Consider the following 20189-nt stretch of genomic DNA (forward strand, 5'->3'; position numbering starts at 1 on the left):
CGCGAAGCTGCCTTCGCGGTTCGGCTGCGGCGGCGCCGGAGGAGGTGTATCGCGGGATGAGGGCCATCGCAGATGTGGCCCGGAACCACCTTCGTCAGCCGCAGGAGGACCCCCATGCTCACGAGTGCATCCGTCACCGCCAACATCCCGGCCGCCGACATCGCGCGGGCCCGATCGTTCTATGCCGACACCCTCGGCCTCAAGCCGGCCAGCGAGGTCGGGGACGCCGGAATGCTCATCTACCGCACCGACGGCGGAACGATGTTCAGCGTCTACCAGACCGACTACGCCGGCCAGGCCGGTCACACCATCGCCCAGTTCCACGTCGCCGACGTCGTGGCAGAGGCCCGCGCCCTGCAGGCCAAGGGCGTCGCGCTCGAGACCTACGACATGCCCGGCGTGAGCTGGGACGACGGCGTCGCCGACATGGGTGGGATGGGCAAGGCGGCCTGGTTCAAGGACAGCGAGGGCAACACTCTCTGCATCGACTCCGGCTTCCCGGAGGGCTGAGCAGCCGAGCCCAGCCCAGCCGAGGCCACAAACAGCCCACGGGACCGGAGGCGCGCGACAGTCACGACCGCAGCGCGCGGTCGAGTGCGCTCTTGATCGTCGCCGGCCAGTCCTCGGGCTTCGGCACCGTCAGCATCTCGGACGGCGATGACATCGCGAGCACCCGGCGCTGGAACTGCCGCCACGCCGCATCCATCTTCTTCGCGTCGACCGCCGCCGGCCACGGCTGCGCCTGCGCCTCGACGAGGTCGTAGAGCGGCGTGGACATCGCCGGGAGGCGCAAGTAGGCCGCCCACGACCTCGGGTCGAGGCTCTCCTTGTTCGTCGCCGGCTGGTTGAACCTGTCGATGTCGGCCCACAGGTTGGCCAGCTCCGGATCGCCCGGGTCCTTCGGCGGCAACAGCTTCACCAGGGCCCCGTCCGGGCCGAAGTAGCCGGGTGGAACGGGGTCGAACAGCACGACCGCGCGCGCGTCGGCCTGGTGCCGGCTCACCCACGACAGCACGATGGGGGCGCCCATCTCGTGGCCCATCACGACGACGGGCCGGGTCAGCCCCAGCGCCGAGATCACGCCGTCGAGGTCGTTCGCGAGGCCTGCGAAGGTCTGCAGGTCCGGGGCCGGGTCGCTGCGCCCGACCCCGAGACGGTCGTAGACGCAGACCCGACTGCTCGCCGCGAGGGTCTGCGGGATCGTGCCCCACGCGTCGTCCATGGCCCGTCCGATGTCGGCCAGCATGACGACCGACGGCCCGTTGCCGGCGCACCGGGCCTTGAAGTGCCGGCCGGCGACGGTGACGTCACGTTCGGGCTCGAGCGTCGTGGCCATGGCTCCGCCGGGGGTCGTCGCGGTCGTATGCCGTGTGCTGGCGTTCGTCGACGACGCCGGGTCGGCGCCGGACGTGCACCCGGACAGCCCGAGGCCGAGCACCATCACGGCCACCGCGGCCAGCCGTCCGTGTCCGTGTCTGCTCACGCGGCGGTGCGTGGTGGCTGTGCCGCGGCGGCGTTCGGTCGGTGTTCCCATCTCGGTCTCCTCGGCGAGCGCGAGGGCGTCCTTCGTCCACGTCGATGATGGCCGTTCGAGGCGCGCCTGTCTGTGCGCCCGGTGACACAGGTGTTGCCCCCACCGTGCGGGTGGCCGAAGGTGGGGGGCATGGAGACGCGAAGACTCGGTCGGCTCGGGCACCGGAGCTCGGTGCTCATCTATGGCGCGGCGGCCCTGAGCGAGGTGTCCCAGGACGTGGCCGACGCCTCGATCCAGGAGGCCCTCGACGGCGGGATCAACCATTTCGACGTCGCTGCGAGCTACGGAGACGCGGAGCTGCGGCTCGGGCCGTGGATGCCCCGGATCCGCGACCAGATCTTCCTGGCCACGAAGACCGGTCGCCGCGACCGTGAGTCGGCCTGGCGAGAGATCAACGAGTCGCTGGAGCGGCTGCAGACCGACCGGGTCGACCTGCTGCAGCTCCACGCGGTCGGCGACCTCGGGGAGCTCGACCTGGCCACCGGCCCGGACGGCGCCCTGGAGGCAGCGGTTCGCGCGGTGGACGAGGGACTCGTCGGCGCGGTCGGCGTGACCGGGCACGGCACGGAGGCCGCCCAGACCCACCTGGAGGCGTTGCGTCGCTACCCGTTCGCGACCGTGCTGACCCCGCTCAACCCCGTGCTGTGGCGCGACGACACGTACCAGACGGCATACCTGGCGCTCGTCGACGAGATCCGTCGCCAGGACGCCGGGCTGATGACCATCAAGACCGTGTCGCGGCGCAACTGGCCCGAGGGTGCGGCTCGCTCGCACACGACGTGGTACGAGCCGTACCACCACCAGAGGCCGATCACCGCGGCGCTGTCGTGGGTGCTGAACCACGACGAGGTCACCGGGATCCCCACGGCCGGAGACGTCGGGCTGCTGGGCATGCTTCTCGAGGCCGAGCGGAACCGGGTCTCTCCAGCTGAAGCCGAACGGCAGCTGGCCGGCGACGACGACTACTCGTCACCGTTCATCGCGATGCCGTTCTGACGCCGTCCTGACTCCGTCGCGCTGCGGTCCGAGGGGTCTAGGCCTCGACGAGGATCACCAGGGTCTCGGGCAGCACGCCGTCGTGGGCCATCGCCTCGGCCGCGCCCTCGGACTGCATCGCGGCCTGGAAGGTGTCCATGTCGGCGACGTCCATGAGCACCGCGACGTGGTTCGGGTTCTGGGGGTCGACGAACGTGCGGATGTTGGAGACCCCGAGCGGCCCGAAGAACTCCTCGCGCTTCGGCGACGCCAGCCAGTGGTCGCGGTCCTTCACGTCGTGGTGACCAATCAACGTCGGCATAGCTCCTCCTCGGCATCCAAGGCCGACGGGAGTCAAGCCCTGTGGTTCGACGCTAGACCCGGGTCACTCACGCACGCATCGGCCAAACCGCGTAGGCCTTCCATCTGCAGTGGTCCCGCGCCGCCGCTCAGGCGTGACCGCTGAGCTGGCCGAGGCGGTCGGCGAGCGCGTCGACCATGGCGCCGGCGCGCTTGTCGGAGAGCGGCGCCTTCTTGTCGCCGCCCTGGCTCGAGACGGGGAGCACGTCGACGGAGAGCTTCGCGCCGCCGGCGAGGGCGCGGAGGGCGTCGATCTTGTCGCCGAAGGGTGAGCCGCTGCCCGGGGAGTAGTAGCGGACGACCTCGTCGATGTCGTCGGGGTAGAGGTCGGTCTTCGTCACCGCGATGATGAGGAAGATCGGCTTGTGGCGGCGCACGGCCATCGAGGCGACGCGGTGCGAGGTGATGGCCCAGTCCTCGAGCTCGGCGGCGAGCTGCTCGTCGCGCGTGGCGCTCGCAGTGCCGGTGGTGCCGCCGGTGCGGCGCGGGGTGGCGTAGCCGTTGGCGACGACGTGGATCACCCCGTCGACCGGTTCGTCGTGGAAGACCTCGTCCAGGGCGCCGAGCCTCGTGGCGGCGTTGTCGCCGGGCACGACGAGGAAGCGGAAGCCGTGCAGCCTGGCCCCCTTGCGGGTGCGACGCTCCATGACGGCCGAGCCGACCTGCGCCACGGCCTCGTCGGTGGAGCGGCGGGTCAGGCGGTCGACGAGCTGGCTCTTGCCGACCCCGGTCATCCCGGTGACGGCCACCATGGGATAGCGGTCCCGCAGGAGCCGGCCGAGCCGCTCGGGCGCCTGGGCGATCGCGGTCAGCAGGCCGGTGGCGACGGTGGCGCCGAGGGCAGTGCGACTCGACGTCGGCAGGATCGTCTTGATCCGGGATGAGGTCTGAGACACGGGTGGCTCCTCCGCGTGGCTGGTCACAGGTGCCAGTTGGCCCCTAGAGCCTACGTTCCGTACCCATGACGGCGGTCCCCGCACCCGTGGCGACGAACAACACCCCGTCCTGGCGAGAGGACAGGGTGTTGCGTCTGCGACTCTAGTCGGCTGCGGCCTCTGGTGCTGACGTGGCTGCCTCAGGCAGCGGCGCCGCGAGGCGCCCGCGCAGGGCGCGGCCGAGCGACGAGCCGACGAGCAGGCCGAGGGAGATCGCGATGGCCACGCCGAGCAGGCCGAGGGCGACGTCGGTGACGGACTCGCGACCCGCGGCGAGCTCGGTGACGCCGACGAGGCCGAGGCTTCCGGGCACGAGCAGCCAGAACGCGGGGAGGAAGAGCACGAGGCGGGGCAGCAGGGGGCGGCGCAGCTCGACGATGCTCGCGCCGAGGCTCGCGGCGATGGCGCCGACGAAGCCGCCGAGGGCGATCGTGCCGAGCTGCTGCCCGGCGACCTGGGCGCCGAAGGCGAGACTGAGGACGAGCAGGACCCAGCCCTGCAGGCGCAGCGGCACACCCTCCATGAGGCAGATGCTCGCGCCGATGAGCACGAGCCCGACCGGGGCCCCGGCCCAGCCGATCTCGTCGACGCGGAGGTTGACGAGGGTCTCGGTGGGGATCCGGAGCAGCGCGGTGGCCATCAGGAGGCCGAGGGCGAAGAGGCCGAGCTGAGCCAGGCCGTAGGCGAGGCGGGCCGAGCCGGCCTGCATGTGCCCGGAGGCGAGCTCCGACATCCCGTTGACGACGAGCGCGCCGGGGAGCAGGACAGCGAGCGGGGGGAGGACGGTGCGGAGCGGGCCGTCGAGCAGGCCGGCGTTCGCCGCGCCGAAGACGGCGAGCGACACGGCGAAGGCCGCGAGGGTCGGCAGCAGGGCCTTGACCACCTCGTGGCGTTCGGCGAGCTGGACGAGCGCGAGGACGATGAGGGCGCCGACCGCGGCGGCGGCGACGTTGGCCCAGCCGGGCTGGAGGATGAGCGCGATGCCGACGGCGAGCACGGGCCACGCGAGGGCGACGAGCCACGGGGGCTGCTGGACGGGACGTGTGGCCGTCGCTGCGAGCTCGTCACGGGCGGCGGGGATGGTCAGCTCGTCGTGCAGCAGCTGGTGGCGGATCAGGCGGACGCTCGCCGACTGGTGCAGGCGCAGGCCGGCGGGGGCCGAGCGGTAGGTGGAGGGTCCGCCGGCGGTGAGGGTGACCATGAGGCCGGTGGGACCGACGGCCGACTGGACCTCGGGGTAGCCGAGCCGGGCGCTCACTTCGGCGAGCTCCTCCTCGATCTCCTGCACGGGCTGCCCGGTCGCGATCATGGCGGTGCCGAGCTCGGCGAGCAGGGCGCGGGTCTCGGTCTCGCGGTCGGGTTGCGTGTGGGCTGCGGCTGGCTGGGCCGGCTGGGCCGGCTGGGCTGCGTCGGGCTGGTGCGCGGCCGCAGGTCCCTCCATGCCGGTCATCATGTCAAAGCGCGAGGCCGGGCCGTCGGGGCATCACCTGCGAGCGCTGGCTCGCTGCGGCTTCGTCCAGCTATGCGTGGAGGTCGCCATCCTGGTCCCTCGCAGGGTTGGGGTAGATGGTTTCTCCCCGCGCGAGCATGGCGACGAACTGCTCGATGCGTCGGCTTCGGGTCTCGGCACGCTTGGCGGTCTCGATGCGGTAGAGCACGGCGTAGCGATTACGGCCGTTGAGGTTCTCGAACATCGTCCGCGCGGCACGGTTGGACTCCAGGGCTGCGGCGAGATCGGTCGGTACCTCGATGCTCGCCGGTCCGGCATACGCGGCGTCCCAACGGCCGTCAGCCTTGGCGCGCTCCACCGCATCGAGTCCTGCCGCCTGCATGCGCCCTTCCGTCATTAGCCGCTCGGCGATGGCGACGTTGCGCTTCGACCACCCGCTGCGCGGAGTGCGGGGCGTGAAGCGCTGTCGGTAGCTGTCCTTGTCGCCGCCGCGGATCTGCCCGTCGATCCACCCGTGGCACAGCGCCTCCTCGAGCGCCTCGTCGTAGGTGAGGCTCGTGGGTGCGGCAGCGCCCTTCTTCGCCAGGGTCAGCCACACCCCGCGGTCATCGCTGTGGTGCTCTTTGAGCCAGGCGCGCCACGCGATGCTGTCCGCGACCGTCAAGGCAGGCAGCTCGTCAGTCACGCTGCCAACCTTCGCACGCGCACCCAGGCGGCGTTCCCGGTACAGGCCAGCCAAAGACGCGCGCCGCCGGCCACTCTGCACCAGACTCTCCGCCATGGGTGATCCACGAATCGAGAAGGGCGGGGGACCGGAAGGCAAGGTCTCGTCGCTGACCGTCACGCCAGTGCTCGTCGCCGAGCTGCTCGCGGACGGCGAGCGGATGCCGGTCTACGTGCACGTCATCGACCATCCCGACGCGCGGGTGCTCGTCGACACCGGCATGACGCAGCTGCATCCGGCGGTCGACGACATGGACCCTCAGCTCACTCCACTGAGCGAGCAGGCCGACTTCGACCCGGCCGGGATCGACATCGTCGTCAACACGCACCTGCACTTCGACCACTGCGGCGGCAACCACCTCTTCAGCGGCAGGCCGGTCTACGTCCAGCAGGCGGAGCTGGACGATGCGCGCAGCCAGGACGACTACACGATCCGGGAGTGGGTGGACGCGCCTGGGGTGCGATACGTGCCCGTCGACGGCGTGCTCGAGCTGCTGCCGGGCATCCGGCTCGTCCCGACGCCAGGTCACACCCGGGGCTCGCAGGTCGTGGTCGTTGGAACGGGCGACAGCTCAGTCGTCATCGCCGGTGACACGGCCGTCTTCTTCGACGAGCTCGACGATCCCCGCACCGAAGGACAGCGGCTGGTCCGGGCACTCGCTCCCGAGGAGGTCTGGCTCTCGCACCAGCACGAGCCGTGGCGCCCGTCGAGCGATCACGACGCATGAGCAGCCGGTTCTCGAGGAGACCGACCGGTTTCTCGCGTGGGGGTGGGGAACGCCGCCCGGGAGCGTGAGCGAGCGCCACCAGCTCTGTGGTGTTGCCTTCGGTCCAGCACAGCACTTCTGGTCGCTGAACTGAGATGCAACGGTTGGTCCGGGTGCTAGGACGCCGGCGTGATGAAGATGACCGAGGTCCCGACTCCGTGGAAGGTCCCGGTCGGCGTGACTCGAACGAAGTCGAAGTGGCAGGTCACGAGGTCTCCGACCGGATGTGGTTTGGTGGTGTCCACTTGTGACACGACGACGGGCTCACCGCCAGTCGGGGTGAATGTCGCGGTGGCCCTCAGTGACTGGATGACATACGTCGCTGTGCTGCCGACAACATGCCCTGGTGTGAAGTTGCCGTTCCCGTTGAAGGCGGCCTCGACGGACTGGCCGTTGTCGCAGGTCAGCGGGATCGTGGTGTTCTTGGGGTCCGCGGAGGCAACGGGCGCGATGGCCACCGCCGCGACCGCTGCGATGGCTCCGAAGAAGACTGAGGCGTATGGACGCTTGACCATGCGTGGCTTTCCTTTCGGCTGTGAGTCGGTTCCTACAGGCTTTCTGAGGGGTGCGCCGCGCCGTGGGATCTGTCCGTTCGGGACCGGATGGATCAGCGCAGACCAAATGGACCGGTGTGTGCGAGTCGGATGGTTCGCGAGACCAGATCGTCTGCCAGTCACTCTCCTTGCCAATGCCTGGCAGCAGGACGACGAGAGCGCGCTTGGCGTGCACCCCGACGAGAGAGCTCTTGGCGTGCGCCGCGGCGGAGAAGGTGCGCGAGCGGTCATGGTGCCACCTCGTCGGTGGGTCTAGGGCAATCGGCGAGTAGCCCTCGTCCCGGCTTACTCCTCATCGGATCGTCTCGCAGGGGAATCACTCCCACGGTGGGCGTTCGTGCCGGTTCTGCCCGACCTTGCACCAAACGGAATGATGGTCACTGCGTCGTTCCTGGCGGCGGCCGCGACTAGTCTCGCGGTGTGCCCGAGTTCAGCTGGCGACCGGCCAACGACGCGACGCTCGAGGACGTCGAGGCCGTGTTCGACGCCGGCGGCGCCCGCAAGTGCCGCTGCCAGGCGCTCAAGGTCCCGGGCTGGATCTGGCGCGACACGACCCAGGAGAAGCGCGACGCCGCGTTCCGGGAGCAGGCCGGCTGCGGCACGAGCGGTCTTACATCCGGCCTCGTCGGGTACGTCGACGGCGAGCCCGCCGGCTGGGTCGCGGTCGAGCCGCGGGAGAACTACCCGAGGATCTGGGCACGGCAGAAGTCGTGGATGCGGATGGAGCCCGACCTCGATGGCGTCTGGTCGGTCACCTGCTTCGTCGTGCGCAAGGGCTTCCGTCGCCAAGGACTGCTGTACGAGCTCGCAGCCGCAACCGTCGAGTACGGCAGGCAGGTCGGCGCTCGCGTCCTCGAGGGCTACCCCACCGCCCCGCCGCCGGGGAAGACCGTGATCTGGGACGAGGCGTCGGTCGGGCTGCTCCAGGTCTTCCTCGACGCCGGCTACGAGGTCGAGGCGTCGCCCACCCTGCGCCGGAGGGTGGTGCGACACCGACTCGGCGCGTCGTCCTGACGGTCGGTTCCGTCCCAGCCCGGGCAGAGTCGTCGGACCTGGGCCCATCGCTCTCCACAGCGGTTGGGCACCCTCGGTGTCGTTCGAGGCCGGGGCCACCGACTCCCTTGTCGGCTCCCCCTGAGTGTGGTTGCGTGGCCACACCGTCCCCGCCGTCCGGCGAGGCACCACGACGAGGTGGTAGCGATGGGCTCGACGTACGACTACGTGATCGTTGGGGCGGGATCGGCGGGAGCCGTGGTCGCCGCCCGACTGACTGAGGACCCCGAGGTCCGGGTGTGCCTGCTCGAGGCCGGCGGCCCGCCGCCGCCCGCGGAGCTGGTGCCGGCCGCGGTCGCGAGCTTGCAGAACAACCCCGCGACCGACTGGATGTTCAACGGCGACCCCGGTGGGGTGGGGAAGGGACTCGTCGGCGGCCAGATGATGGTGCCCCGGGGAAAGATGCTCGGCGGCTCCTCCGGCCTGAACTACATGGCATACGTCCGGGGACACCCCGGCGACTTCGACTCCTGGGCCGCTGGGGGCGCGGAGGGCTGGTCGTATGACGAGGTGCTGCCCTACTTCCTCAAGGCCGAGGGGTTCGTGGACAGCCCCGAGCTGCACCCGGACCGCGAGATGCACGCCCACAACGGCCCGGTGGGGGTGTCGGTGCGCCAGCCGATCCTCCGCGCCTCGACGCAGTTCGTCGAGGCCGCGGGCGCCGCGGGTCTGAAGCAGGGCGACTACAACGGTCGCGACCGCCTCGACCCCGAGGGGGTGGCCTCGCTCTTCCAGACGACGACGAAGGACGGCCGGCGCAGCTCGACCTTCCACGCCTACCTCGAACCAGCGATGGACCGGGAGAACCTGACCGTGGTCACCGGCGCGCTCGTCGAGCGGGTCCTGCTCGAGGCGGACGGAGAGGTGGTCCGGGCCACCGGGGTCGCCTACCGCACCGAGCACGGCACCCACGAGGAGGTGGCCGCGGGCACCGAGGTGGTGCTGTGCGCGGGCGCCATCGGCTCGCCGCACATCCTGCTGCTCTCCGGGGTCGGGGCGCGCGACGAACTGGCAGCCGTCGGGGTGGACTGCGTCGTGGACCTCCCCGACGTCGGGCGTCACCTCAAGGACCACCTCCACACACCCTTGATGTTCGCCGCGGACGGCATCGGCGAGACGATGACCGACGTCGCCATGGCCCTCGGGCCGGACGCGCTGCGGGCCCCGGCCGGTCCGCTCCCGGCCGACCCCGCCGACGACGTCGACCTCCCCGAGCCGCTCGCCGCCGCCAAGGCCGAGGCCGAGCGCCGCATCGGCGAGTGGTTCACCACCGGCCGCGGCCTCGCGTCGTCCTCCCTCTACGACGCCGTCGCGTTCTTCTCGACCGGGCTGGGCGACGAGCACACGCACGACGCGCAGATCGGTTTCCTCGCGACGGGCTACACCCCGCCGATCTGGGAGGCCGTCTTCCGACTCCCGCCGTCCGCGTTCTTCGAGGACCCGGAGTCCTTCCTCGACCCGACCCGCGGCCAGGTGGTCGTGCTGCCCAATCCCGTGCAACCCCACTCCGAGGGGTCGGTCACGCTGGCCAGCGCGGACCCCGCCGTCCCACCCCGGATCGACCTCAACTACTTCGACGACCCGCACGACGTGAGGGTCATGATCGCCGTGATGCGCAGGGCCCTGGAGATCGCGAAGGCCTGGCCCGGCGGTGGTCTGGGTGGGCCGGTCATCCCGCCGCACCTGGCACAGGCCCACGGCCACGAGGTCGGCTCCGAGCCGAGCGACGCTCTGCTGGAGGACCTGGCTCGCCACTACGCGCTGACCGTCTACCACGCGACGTCGACCTGCCGGATCGGGGAGGTCGTCGACCCGCGGCTGCGGGTGCACGGCATCGAGGCGCTGCGCGTGGCGGACGCGAGCGTGATGCCGAACGTCGTCAGCGGCAACACCAACGCCGCGGCCATCATGATCGGTGAGAAGGCGGCCGAGCTGATCGCGACGGACCACGGCGTCCACCTCCACGAGCTGGTCGGCTGACGGCTCGCGTGTTCGAGAAGCTCTTGCAGCGCGGGGCGATCACCAGACAGGTATCCCGAGGTCGACGTGTCGTCCTCCTGCGATCGGTCGGACGCCAGAGGGCGTGCGTTGTCGTCGTGGTGGGCGATGGCCGTGGGTGTCGCGTTGACGCTCGCCGGGGGTGTTGGCGCAGTCTGGGGCCTGTCGTATCTTCGCGACGCGCTGGCTCCTGGCAATGCCTCGAATCCCTTGCGGGACATCGGAATCGCCATCGGCGTTGGAGTCAGTGTGCTCGGCGTTCTTCCTTGCCTATGCGGTGTCGCTGTGATGACGGCGTCCATTCGGCACAGGGGTCGGTCCTCACCCAAGCGTCGCCGCCCGCGATAGTTACTGGGTTCCGCGACGCGGGGACACGGTTTGACCGCCCCACTGCTCGGGCGCGACGTCGACGATCGTCTGGTTGAGGACCCACTGGTGCCCGAACGGGTCATCGATCGTGGCCTGTCGCTCGCCGTACTCCCAGTCGTGCGGCGGGTCGACCATAACGGCGCCTCGAGCCGTCGCCCTCTCGACCACGCGCGCGACGTCGGCGACCTTGAGCATCACTTGGTGCGACCGCTCTCCTTGAGGCGTTCGCCGTCCGGGCCGAACCTCGGCCACCACGAGCTCGGCGGGCTCCCCGTTCGGCAGCCCGAGCTGCGAGCGGTGTCCTTCGCCGATGCGGACGTGTTCGACGAACCCGAACACGTCGGCGTACCAGGCCACCGCCGCCCGAACGTCGGCGACGGTCAGAACGGGTGTCACGCGCGCATGCGGCGCAGACCGGTTCGTGAGCATCCAGCCACAGTAGATCGTTGGGCACGTGCGCACACCAGCACGCGCCAACCCTTGCGGCACCGCAGCGGCGACCATGTAATGCTCCGCAGCTGCCGGCCGTTTGAGTGTCAGCATGACGTCGTGCCCACTACTCCCGGCGGTCTCCTGCGCATCGCCTCTCCCGGCGACGGTCCTGAACTCGTGCGATTGTGGGCGCTGCTGTTCGACGAGGACGACTCTCCGCGCGACGACGTCTGGCGCGGCCATGCACGCGAGTGGTTCACGCAGTTCGTCGCGCGGCCCAGCCTCGTCAGATTTCCGCTGGTCGAGGTCGACGGCGAGATCGTGGCGACGGCAATAGGCACACTCGAGGTGGGTGTCCCGAATCCTCAGTGCCCTCGAGGGCGCACGGTCCGGCTCGCGAACGTCATTACTCTCGCCGCGCACCGGGGCGTCGGCTACGGCACCTTGCTCGTCAACGACGTGACCGACTGGGCCAGGTCGATCGACGCGGACCGTGTCGACCTCAGCGCCACGCCGGAGGGCCAGCGGATCTACGCGAGGGCGGGATTCGTCCTGACGTCGGCGCCCCGCATGAAGCTCGTCCTCTGACACCTGACGCGCGGACGGCATATGGCGCCTGGGCAAATTGCGCGTTTCGGGTTCTACCGGTTGCTGGAACTGGCAGAGTCGGCGCGGCCGCTGGGCTATCCGCACTGCGTCAGACGAGTCGCGGAGGGGCGCCCTACACGATCAGCATGCACACCACAGGGGAGAGTCAGTGTCGTACAACTCCGGGCGTTTTCGGTTTGACGGGGGTGCCGGGACCTACCTCGGGACGGCCATCCTGGGAGTCCTCATCACGGTCCTCACCGCCGGTATCTGCTACCCGTTCGCGCTGGTGTTGAACGAGCGGTGGCGAGCGAAGCACTCCTACATCGACGGACAGCGACTCGTCTTCACGGGCACGGCTCTGGGCCTCTTCGGAACCTGGATCAAGTGGCTGGCCCTCACCTTCGTCACGGCGGGCATCTACCTCTTCTGGGTGGGCCCGCGCATCGTCCGATGGAAGTGGGAGCACACCGACTTCGACCCGACGACGCGCCTGGCTCAGCCTCAGGGCCCGACGGTCAACGTGAACCTGCGGGCGTGAGAACGCGTTCGGAGTGGATGTCGAAGACTCTGACCGTCGTTCGACGTACGAGTGTGAGACAACACCCCAGCAACCCCGAGGAGTGATCGAGATGCCGCGTTTCATGGGATTCGTGAGGATGGAAGAGGGGATCGGCACCCCACCGCAGGCGCTGTTCGACGCGATGGACGTCCACATCGGCGAACGGGCCGCCGCAGGTGTGTTCCTCGACGGCGGTGGTCTGTACGGGACGGAGGACGCGGTGAACTTCGTGGTCCGGCAAGGCGAGGTCAGCCGGCACGACGGACCGTATGCCGAGGCGCGGGAGGTCGTCGGAGGCTGGTCGATCCTGCAGTACGACACGCTCGAGGAGGCCGTGGCCGACCAGGAGAAGTTCGCCGAGCTGCACGCCAAGTACTGGCCTGAGGTCACCGTGATCTCGACGCTGCGCCAGATCTCCAACGGCCCGGAGGCCCCCGCCGACTGAGGCTGAGGCTGTAGCGCGACGCCAGCGCTTCGACGTGGCAGGCCGAGTCGGCCTGCCACGTCGGCTGACTCGACCGGGGATCGGTGCTGGTTAGTGTTGCCGGCATGCGCGTAGTGGTCATCGGCGGCACCGGACACATCGGCACCTATCTCGTCCCGGGCCTGGTGGATGCCGGCCACGAGGTCGTCGTCATCAGCCGCGGGTCTCGCCAGCCCTATCGGGAGGACCCGCTGTGGGTCGAGGTCGAGATGGTGACGTGCGACCGGGAAGCGGCGGAGGGCGACGGCCGGTTCGGCACGTTCGTCGCCGACCTGCGACCCGATGCGGTCGTGGACCTCACGTGCTTCAGCACCGCCCAGGCCGAGCAGCTCGTCGAGGCGCTCGACGGCCAGCACCTGGTCCACACCGGCAGCGTCTGGTCCTACGGACCCAGCACGCTCGTCCCGACGACGGAGGACGCGCCCAAGCACCCCTACGGGGACTACGGCGTGGGCAAGCTCGCCATCGAGGAGTACCTCATGGCCCAGGACCGGGTGCGCGCCAGCGTCGTGCACCCCGGCCACATCAGCGGTCCCGGGTGGATGCCCATCGGACCGGCCGGCAACGTCGACCCGGCCGTCATCGAGTCCCTGCGCGCGGACGGCTCGTGCGTGCTCCCCGACCGTGGCGGCGAGACCATCCACCACGTGCACGCCGAGGACGTGGCGGGCCTGCACCAGGCCTGCCTCGAGCGTCCGGAGGCCGCGACGGGGGAGAGCTTCAACAGCGTGTGTATGCAGGCACTGACCCTTCGCGGCTACGCCGAGCTCGTCGCGCGCCACTTCGGTCACGAGCCCCGGCTCGAGTTCGTGCCGTGGGCCGAGTTCGTGACGAGGCTGGACCCGGAGCAGGCCGCGCTGACGATGGACCACATCGGGCGGTCCCCGATGTTCTCGATGGACAAGGCCCGCGCGCTGCTCGGCTTCGTCCCGAAGCACAGCGTCACCGACACCGTGCTCGAGGCCATCGACGCCTGGGTGGCGTCGCAGTGACGTGCCGAAACCTCCACCAGTCCCAGACGAACGTCAGGGCACGGTCCGGCGCATGACGCAGTTGCCTTGGCCCTTGGCGCGGACGTAGGTGAAGCCGGCTCGCTCGAAGAGAGCCCGAGTCCCGTCGTAGAGGACCGACTTCTTCATGCCCGCGTTGTCGTGCGGGTAGCCCTCGACGGTGCCGCCACCCGCCGCCGCGATGAGGTCGACTGCGCCCTGCAGGACGAGGTCCGACAGGTGCTTCCGGCGGTAGCGCTTGTCGACGAAGATGCACGTGATCCGGTAGTCGGGCAGGAGGTCGAGCTCTTCGTCGTACTGCTTGCGGTGGTAGATGTTGGGCAGCTCGGCGGGCGACCCGAACTGCGCCCACGCGACGGCCTCGTCGCCGTCGAAGACAAGCGCCGCGTGGGCTCGGTCCTCGTGGACGAGGCGCTTCTTGAGGGCGCAGTTGGCGTCGTAGGTGCGCTCCTTCTCGGCGGGCATCGTCTGGAACCATGTGCACCAGCACCCGCCGAAGACGCCGTTGTGCCGTTCCATCATCGCGGCGTACGCGTCCCAGGTGTCCGGGGCCAGCGCCCTGACCTCGTAGTCCGTCAACGGTCCCTCCTTCGCCGGGCCGCGACGCGTCGTCGCGGGTGTCACCCAGCATGCTGCCGGAGGCGGACGATCCGGAGTCGCAAAGCGCATCGGTGATTGGATCGGGTTCATGCGCATCTTCTTCACGGGCGGCAGCGGCAAGGCCGGAAAGCACGTCGCACCCTTCCTCGCCGAGCAGGGTCACCAGGTCACCAACGCGGACCTCGTCCCGCTGGGGCACCCGGGCGTCGACGACCTCAAGGTCGACCTCACCGACATCGGAGAGACGTACTCCGCCCTCGCGGGACTGGCGCGCTTCGACGAGCTGGAGCTTGCGGCCAAGCCGGCATACGACGCCGTCGTGCACTTCGCGGCGGTGCCGGCGATCCTGCTCACGTCGGAGGCCAAGACGTACGCCACGAACGTGCTCAGCACGTACAACGTGCTCGAGGCGGCGACCCGGCTCGGCATCCGCAAGGTGATCTTCGCGTCGTCGGAGACGACCTACGGCATCTGCTTCGCCCAGGGGGAGCGGCGGCCGCTCTACGTGCCGGTCGACGAGGATCACCCGACGGTGCCGGAGGACTCGTACGCGATGTCGAAGGTGGCCAACGAGGTGACGGCGCGCTCGTTCCAGGCCCGCACCGGCGCCGACCTCTACGGGCTGCGGATCAACAACGTCATCGAGCCGCACGAGTACGCCGAGATGTTCCCGCCGTTCCTGGCCGACCCGGCGTTGCGGCGGCGCAACGTCTTCGCCTACATCGACACCCGCGACCTCGGCCAGATGGTGCAGCGCTGCCTCGAGGTGGACGGGCTGGGCTACGAGGTCTTCAACGTCGCCAACGCCGACATGTCCGTCGCCGCGACGACCGACGAGGTGCGCGAGCGCTTCTACGACGGGGTGGAGCTGCGTCGGCCGATGGGGCGCAACGAGACGTTCTACTCCATCGACAAGGCCCGGGATCTGCTGGGCTACTCGCCGCAGCACTCGTGGCGTGACGTCCTGCCGGATCCGCACGCCTCGTGAAGGCGGTCGTCTACTGCCTCGTGCGGCTGCCGAACCCGGTTCCGGGAGGGGTAGGCACGTGGACGTTCGGGTAGGGCTGTGCGGTTGGACGGTCTCGCAGGCCTCGTATGTGCGGCGCTTCCCCGTCGTCGAGGTGCAGAACACGTTCTACGACCCGCCGACGGACGCCGTGCTGACGCGCTGGCGGTCCCAGGTGCCGGCTGGCTTCGAGTTCACGATGAAGGCGTGGCAGATCGTCACGCATGAGTCCAACAGCCCCACGTACCGGCGCATGACGCGGCCTCTGCCGGAGAGCGCCCATGGCCAGGTGGGATCGTTCCGGACGACGCCGGAGGCCCTTGCGGGTTGGGAGCGGACTCTCGAGTGCGCCCGCACCCTGCAGGCCAGCGCTGTGCTCCTTCAGTGCCCGAAGAGCTTTCGCCCGACGCCGGAGAACATCCGGCGGCTGCGTGACTTCCTGACCCAGGTGGAGCGACCGGCCGGTCGGCTGCTCTGGGAGCCCCGCGGTGAGTGGCCCACGCAGCTGCTCACGGAACTCTGCGCCGAGCTGGACCTGGTGCACGTCGTGGACCCCATGCAGACCGAGACGGTGACACCGGAGCAGACCTACTACCGGCTGCACGGCACCACGGGCTCGCGCCACGTCCACACCGACGACGAGCTGCGTCGGCTGCGGGACCTCGTCGACGGCCGACCGAGGCCGTACGTCATGTTCAACAACCTGCCCCGCACGGGCGATGCAGAGCGGTTCCTCGCCCTGCTCGCCGGTGGAGGTGGGTGAGCAGGCGGAAGTGTTGCCCGGTCCCTCCCCCGGCAAGGACTCTCAAAGGTCGGGTTCATGGTCGGCCGGGTCGTGAACCGTGAGCACGATGAGCGGACTGTGCTTCAGCATCTCCGGTACGTCGGTGCGACGCCAACGCCTGGCGGCGGCCTCGATGTACGGTTTGCGCTCGTCGGGGTCGGTCACCACTCGCGCGGTCGCAGGGACATCGGCGACCACTGACTGCTTCAGGTGGATGATGACGTGCGGGTCGGCTTCGACGTTGTAGATCCAGTCACGCGTTCGGTCGCTCCGGGGCATGCCCGTGATGAACAGCTGGTCATCGTCGTAGTGCAAGAAGATCTCGATGCGCCGGGGCTGGCCGGTTCGCCGGCCAGTCGTCGTGAGGTCGATGACCTGGCTGTGGTGCAAGGCGGCTCGGGTCGCCTCGCTCGCAGAGTGAGCACGGTCCATGGCGCGATCCTCTCGACTGGCCCGATCCTCAGAACTCTACGGGCATCCCGACCACGCCAAGGCCAGGCGTCGCGTCGTTAGAGGGTCACTGCTTCGAGTAGCTTGCCGACAGCGGCCGCGACTGCACTCGGTTGCTCCTGGGCGATCATGTGGCCGGCGTCCGGGACGAGGGTGAGCTGGGCGTCTGGGACGGAGTCGGCGATCTCGACCGCGTTCTCCGGTGCGATGAGCTGGTCCCCGGTGCCATGGACAACGGCCGTTGGGCAACGGATCGACGCGAGGTCGGGGCGTGAGTCCGGACGGGTCATGACAGCCGCGAGCTGGGTCAGGAAGGCGTCGGGACCGATCTCGTGCGCCATCGTTCTCCAGAAGTCGGCCAGGTCCTTGCGCGTGATGTTGCCGGCGTCGACCAGGACGGGGTAGACGGCATCAACGAGCTCGTCGAAACGGCCCGCGGACACGGCACGCGCCTGCTCGCGTCGGCTCGCCACCTGTTCGGGTGAATCTGGACGTGCCGAAGTACTGATCAGCGCCAGCCCCGTGACCCGATCCGGGTAGAGGCGCATGACCTCGAGGGCGACGTACCCGCCCATGCTGAGACCTGCGAGTGCGAATCGGTCGGGCGCTGCGGCGAGCAGCCGTTGGGCCATCGCGGTCACCGTGCTGTCGCGGCGGTTGTCGGCGACGGTGACGCTGCCGTAGGACCACACAGGCGGCAGCAGCTGCTCGTACAGTCGGGCCGAGCACAGCAGGCCGGGGATCAGGACAGTGTGAAAGGGGGCTGTCGCCATTCCGGCAACGGTACAGAGCGAGTCAGACATGGCAGTCCCGCACGATGACCACTACCGGGTGCCGGGACGCGACGTAAGGACGCGAATCGCTTCTGCCGCTCGGGATTCCGGGCCTCGGGCGGGTCAAGTCCGGGTCGCTGCTGCCCTCCTTCGGGTCGGCGGATGCCCGTCGGGTGGAGGATTCCGTCATGAAGCTCAAGCTCGACCTGCACGACATCTACAACCGGGGGGACGAGATCGAGCGAGCCCTCAAGGCCATCATCGACGAGGCCATCGAGAAGAAGGCGCCCTTGGTGGAGATCATCCCGGGGAAGGGCTCCGGACAGCTCAAGAAGCGGGTGCTGCGGTTCCTGGATCGCAAGGACATCAAGGCGCTCTATCACCGGGTCGAAAAGGACTCCGACAACTTCGGTCGCATCTTCGTCCACTTCAGGTGGAAGTAGCCACCGAAAGCGAGCGGGCCTCGCCAGCTCATCCGTGCCCACCTGGAGGGAGTGCCCGGGCTCACTGGCCGTCAGGTTGGTCGCTTGCGGCGGTTGGACGCAGCTCGCGTGACCATCAGACCTGGCGGATCGCGGCCGAAATCCCATGTTCCATTCGTCCCACGCGAACGCGCCCGACAAAGGGCACGATGTGGGTATGCGTCTGCGGGATCACAACAAGGGAGACCTCGCCCTTACAGGACTGACCCTGACCGTCGCAGCAGCGGCAGCTGCGAGAGAATTAGTCAGTTGGGCAGGCCGACGTCACCGTCGACGACGCCACCCCGCGCAGGCGCTGCGCCGCACGCCGAAATAGGCGCCCGGGGGTCGTCGAGCCGACGAGCTCGGATGGAAGGTCACCGTGGCGGGCCAGACCCTCAGGTTCTGCCCAATCGATGCGCGGGCCAGGGCACGTGGGCGTGACGTGCCGCCCGCCAGGCGGCGCTACGACGCAGGTGGTCGAGCTCTTGCCATTCAGTGCCCCATCGGGGTCGTCACGGACATGGAGTCGTGTCCTGGGACGGTGAGACCGGGTAGCGCATCCGGGGCGACGAGGACGAGCACGCCGAGCACAAAGAGGACGAGCGCCGTGCCGTAGACGGCTGTTCGGCGCCACGGCAGGATCTTCTCGACTGCGATGAAGCCAGCGACGATGGCCATCCAGATGAGGCTCATGACACCCAACGCGAACAGTGACGCCATCAGGGCCCAGCAGCACCCAACGCACCAGGCACCGTTCTTCAGCCCCATGCGAAGGGCGCCGAGTGAGCCGTCGCGCCACGACCCCAGAAGGGTGCCGAGCGGGCTGCGGCACTTGCCCAGGCATACGTTCTTGAGTGGTGTCAGCTCGTAGACGGCGGCCAGGATCAGGATTGCCCCAGCTATCGGGCGCCCCGCCTGTCCCCATGACAGCTCGCCCGCCGCTGCACGGGTTGCGGCGAGCCCGAGCACGAAGGCGACGACTCCGAATCCAGCCCAGGTCACGAGATAGCCACCGGTGAACACCCACGGCTTCAGTGACGACGGCCCGCTCAGCCGCGAGAACAGCGCGACCGTGGGAGCGATGGATGGGAACATCATCGCCGCCATCATGACCACCCAGACGCCGAGGAACCATCCGAACGTGCCGAGGCCGGTCCAGGGCCCCTCGTCCATTCCGCGCATCTGTTCGGCCGTCCACCACCAGGCCGCTACAGCAAGGGCGAAGAGGGCTACGACGAGCACCCAATGAGCGCGGCTGGCGGCGAACGCCGGGCGAAGGCCTCTCTGGGCGGACGAGGTGGGCGACCCGATGTCGCTCATTCCCTCAGGCGGCCCACGAGAAGTCCGACTTGGACAGTCCGGTCTTTCCTTCGTACTCGATGCCGAAGGCCTTGATCCTCGACCGCTTGGCTTCGGCCATCGTCAGATCGGAGCCGGCTGGGTGGAACATCCCCGAGAACTTCACCGGCTGGGCGGTCTCCACTCCGAACGGAACGATGTCCTCGATCTCGAAGTCGATGATCTCGCCGATGCGCACGCTGTGGCGCAGCCCGTCATCGTCAACATCGATACGCGCCCGCTCAACGCCCAACATCTCACCGATCAGCGGAGCCAGTGCCCCCATGGGCCCACCCAGCTGCCCGCTGAAGACCTGAACGAGCTGGTCGAACTGGGCGTCGGTCGCGCGGTCGTCGACGAAAACGCCGACGCGCCAGTTGCCGTCGGTCATCACCTTCGGCGTATCGGCTATCAGCGCAACCTTGCAGCCACCGACGTCCGTGCTGTCGACGGCACCCTGGTGGATGTTGAAGACGAGAGTCACGCGACAGAAGTCATAGGTGGCTCCGTGATCGAGTGACAGGTTGCACGGGCACATGAGTTCGCACGAGCAGGTCTCGACGTAACTTCCCGCCAGGTTCCACGACATGAGACCCTCCCTTGCCCAGGCTTTGAGTGTCCCGCCGCAGATCAACCCCGTCAACGGGCCGGGACGCCGCTGCGGCGTCAGCGACGTCCGATATCCGACGTTCCGGACGACGGTCGCTCAGTGCGGGTGGCCATCGCGCCGAACCGTGGCCAGGCTCGACCTGTCCCGTGTCCTGGATCCGATTGCTGACCCCGTCCTCCTCTCCTAGGTCAGCTGAGGATGCCGGCTCCATCGGACCTGCACGCACTGCCGACACGCGGCGGTGCGGCCGGTTTCGTCGAGTGGCCACGATGCCTACCGGGGCCGCTCGTCGGGAAATCGCCGTGTCCAGGGAGCTGCGACTTGCTCTCCCGGCAGAGTCTGTGACTCGTCATCCGCACCCGTGTCGTAC

At 69.2% G+C, this 20189-nt stretch carries 23 protein-coding genes and 1 pseudogene; 12 read left to right on the forward strand and 12 right to left on the reverse strand.

All coding sequences use genetic code 11. The features are described from left to right. Positions 1-114 precede the first annotated feature (114 nt). The gene (locus AB4030_RS07385; RefSeq protein ID WP_442278557.1) at positions 115-510 is read left to right on the forward strand and encodes a VOC family protein; all 396 of its coding nucleotides are present in this window, start codon (positions 115-117) and stop codon (positions 508-510) included. 61 nt (positions 511-571) lie between these two features. On the opposite strand, the gene AB4030_RS07390 is transcribed toward AB4030_RS07385, so the two are convergent. Beyond that, positions 572-1483, reverse strand: a complete 912-nt coding sequence (locus AB4030_RS07390; RefSeq protein WP_442278558.1) for an alpha/beta hydrolase — start codon at positions 1481-1483, stop codon at positions 572-574. 180 nt (positions 1484-1663) lie between these two features. Here AB4030_RS07390 and AB4030_RS07395 point away from each other — a divergent pair, with 180 nt between their 5' ends. Continuing rightward, on the forward strand, positions 1664-2530 hold the full coding sequence (locus AB4030_RS07395) for an aldo/keto reductase (protein WP_442278559.1): 867 nt from the start codon (positions 1664-1666) through the stop codon (positions 2528-2530). 37 nt (positions 2531-2567) lie between these two features. Here the strand turns inward: AB4030_RS07395 and AB4030_RS07400 are convergent, their stop codons facing one another. The 4 genes from AB4030_RS07400 to AB4030_RS07415 form a co-directional block, all read right to left on the reverse strand. Further along, positions 2568-2831, reverse strand: a complete 264-nt coding sequence (locus AB4030_RS07400) for a hypothetical protein (protein ID WP_442278560.1) — start codon at positions 2829-2831, stop codon at positions 2568-2570. A 127-nt stretch (positions 2832-2958) separates the two neighbouring features. Then, positions 2959-3765, reverse strand: a complete 807-nt coding sequence (locus AB4030_RS07405; RefSeq protein WP_442278561.1) for a hypothetical protein — start codon at positions 3763-3765, stop codon at positions 2959-2961. A 142-nt stretch (positions 3766-3907) separates the two neighbouring features. Then, the gene (locus tag AB4030_RS07410) at positions 3908-5245 is read right to left on the reverse strand and encodes a threonine/serine ThrE exporter family protein (RefSeq protein WP_442278562.1); all 1338 of its coding nucleotides are present in this window, start codon (positions 5243-5245) and stop codon (positions 3908-3910) included. Between the two features lie 79 nt (positions 5246-5324). Next, entirely contained in the window at positions 5325-5939 is a 615-nt protein-coding gene (locus AB4030_RS07415) for a YdeI/OmpD-associated family protein (protein WP_442278563.1), read from the reverse strand. 94 nt (positions 5940-6033) lie between these two features. Between AB4030_RS07415 and AB4030_RS07420 the strand changes: the two genes are divergently transcribed. Continuing rightward, positions 6034-6705 (forward strand): MBL fold metallo-hydrolase, encoded by a 672-nt coding sequence (locus tag AB4030_RS07420; RefSeq protein WP_442278564.1) that lies wholly within the window; start codon positions 6034-6036, stop codon positions 6703-6705. 155 nt (positions 6706-6860) lie between these two features. Here AB4030_RS07420 and AB4030_RS07425 read toward each other — a convergent pair whose 3' ends face one another. Beyond that, a complete protein-coding gene (locus AB4030_RS07425; protein ID WP_442278565.1) occupies positions 6861-7259 on the reverse strand; it encodes a hypothetical protein in 399 nt (132 codons plus the stop codon). Positions 7260-7718: 459 nt separating this feature from the next. Here AB4030_RS07425 and AB4030_RS07430 point away from each other — a divergent pair, with 459 nt between their 5' ends. Both AB4030_RS07430 and AB4030_RS07435 read left to right on the forward strand, forming a co-directional pair. Beyond that, positions 7719-8312: a GNAT family N-acetyltransferase gene (locus tag AB4030_RS07430; protein WP_442278566.1), complete on the forward strand. Its 594-nt coding sequence runs from the start codon at positions 7719-7721 to the stop codon at positions 8310-8312. Between the two features lie 186 nt (positions 8313-8498). After that, positions 8499-10331, forward strand: coding sequence for a GMC family oxidoreductase (locus tag AB4030_RS07435; RefSeq protein ID WP_442278567.1), 1833 nt, complete (start codon positions 8499-8501; stop codon positions 10329-10331). Positions 10332-10697: 366 nt separating this feature from the next. Here the strand turns inward: AB4030_RS07435 and AB4030_RS07440 are convergent, their stop codons facing one another. Beyond that, the gene (locus AB4030_RS07440; protein ID WP_442278568.1) at positions 10698-11114 is read right to left on the reverse strand and encodes a VOC family protein; all 417 of its coding nucleotides are present in this window, start codon (positions 11112-11114) and stop codon (positions 10698-10700) included. Between the two features lie 153 nt (positions 11115-11267). Here AB4030_RS07440 and AB4030_RS07445 point away from each other — a divergent pair, with 153 nt between their 5' ends. From AB4030_RS07445 to AB4030_RS07460, 4 genes are all read left to right on the forward strand, one after another. Beyond that, complete coding sequence (locus AB4030_RS07445; RefSeq protein ID WP_442278569.1) at positions 11268-11738, forward strand: GNAT family N-acetyltransferase; 471 nt, start codon at positions 11268-11270, stop codon at positions 11736-11738. A gap of 169 nt (positions 11739-11907) precedes the next feature. Then, positions 11908-12279: a DUF898 family protein gene (locus AB4030_RS07450; RefSeq protein WP_442278570.1), complete on the forward strand. Its 372-nt coding sequence runs from the start codon at positions 11908-11910 to the stop codon at positions 12277-12279. Between the two features lie 103 nt (positions 12280-12382). Continuing rightward, on the forward strand, positions 12383-12745 hold the full coding sequence (locus tag AB4030_RS07455; protein WP_442278571.1) for a YciI family protein: 363 nt from the start codon (positions 12383-12385) through the stop codon (positions 12743-12745). Between the two features lie 104 nt (positions 12746-12849). Continuing rightward, positions 12850-13776, forward strand: coding sequence for an NAD-dependent epimerase/dehydratase family protein (locus tag AB4030_RS07460; RefSeq protein ID WP_442278572.1), 927 nt, complete (start codon positions 12850-12852; stop codon positions 13774-13776). A gap of 33 nt (positions 13777-13809) precedes the next feature. On the opposite strand, the gene AB4030_RS07465 is transcribed toward AB4030_RS07460, so the two are convergent. Further along, on the reverse strand, positions 13810-14373 hold the full coding sequence (locus AB4030_RS07465) for a GNAT family N-acetyltransferase (protein ID WP_442278573.1): 564 nt from the start codon (positions 14371-14373) through the stop codon (positions 13810-13812). 109 nt (positions 14374-14482) lie between these two features. Between AB4030_RS07465 and AB4030_RS07470 the strand changes: the two genes are divergently transcribed. Further along, positions 14483-15382 carry an NAD-dependent epimerase/dehydratase family protein gene (locus AB4030_RS07470; RefSeq protein ID WP_442278574.1) on the forward strand — a complete coding sequence of 300 codons (900 nt, stop codon included), beginning with the start codon at positions 14483-14485 and terminating at the stop codon, positions 15380-15382. A gap of 58 nt (positions 15383-15440) precedes the next feature. Then, positions 15441-16163: a DUF72 domain-containing protein gene (locus tag AB4030_RS07475; protein ID WP_442278575.1), complete on the forward strand. Its 723-nt coding sequence runs from the start codon at positions 15441-15443 to the stop codon at positions 16161-16163. A gap of 42 nt (positions 16164-16205) precedes the next feature. Here the strand turns inward: AB4030_RS07475 and AB4030_RS07480 are convergent. Together AB4030_RS07480 and AB4030_RS07485 are read right to left on the reverse strand one after the other, a co-directional pair. Then, a pseudogene (locus AB4030_RS07480) lies at positions 16206-16619 on the reverse strand (nitroreductase family deazaflavin-dependent oxidoreductase); the annotation flags it as partial. A 74-nt stretch (positions 16620-16693) separates the two neighbouring features. Further along, a complete protein-coding gene (locus AB4030_RS07485; protein WP_442278576.1) occupies positions 16694-17407 on the reverse strand; it encodes an alpha/beta fold hydrolase in 714 nt (237 codons plus the stop codon). Between the two features lie 188 nt (positions 17408-17595). Between AB4030_RS07485 and AB4030_RS07490 the strand changes: the two genes are divergently transcribed. Continuing rightward, a complete protein-coding gene (locus AB4030_RS07490) occupies positions 17596-17850 on the forward strand; it encodes a Smr/MutS family protein (protein ID WP_442278577.1) in 255 nt (84 codons plus the stop codon). Between the two features lie 513 nt (positions 17851-18363). On the opposite strand, the gene AB4030_RS07495 is transcribed toward AB4030_RS07490, so the two are convergent. After that, entirely contained in the window at positions 18364-19191 is an 828-nt protein-coding gene (locus AB4030_RS07495; RefSeq protein ID WP_442278578.1) for a DUF2182 domain-containing protein, read from the reverse strand. Between the two features lie 4 nt (positions 19192-19195). Continuing rightward, positions 19196-19798, reverse strand: coding sequence for a DUF1326 domain-containing protein (locus tag AB4030_RS07500; RefSeq protein ID WP_442278579.1), 603 nt, complete (start codon positions 19796-19798; stop codon positions 19196-19198). Positions 19799-20189 lie beyond the last annotated feature (391 nt).

The organism is Terrabacter sp. 2YAF2 (assembly GCF_052114705.1).
Taxonomy (GTDB): Bacteria; Actinomycetota; Actinomycetes; order Actinomycetales; family Dermatophilaceae; genus Terrabacter.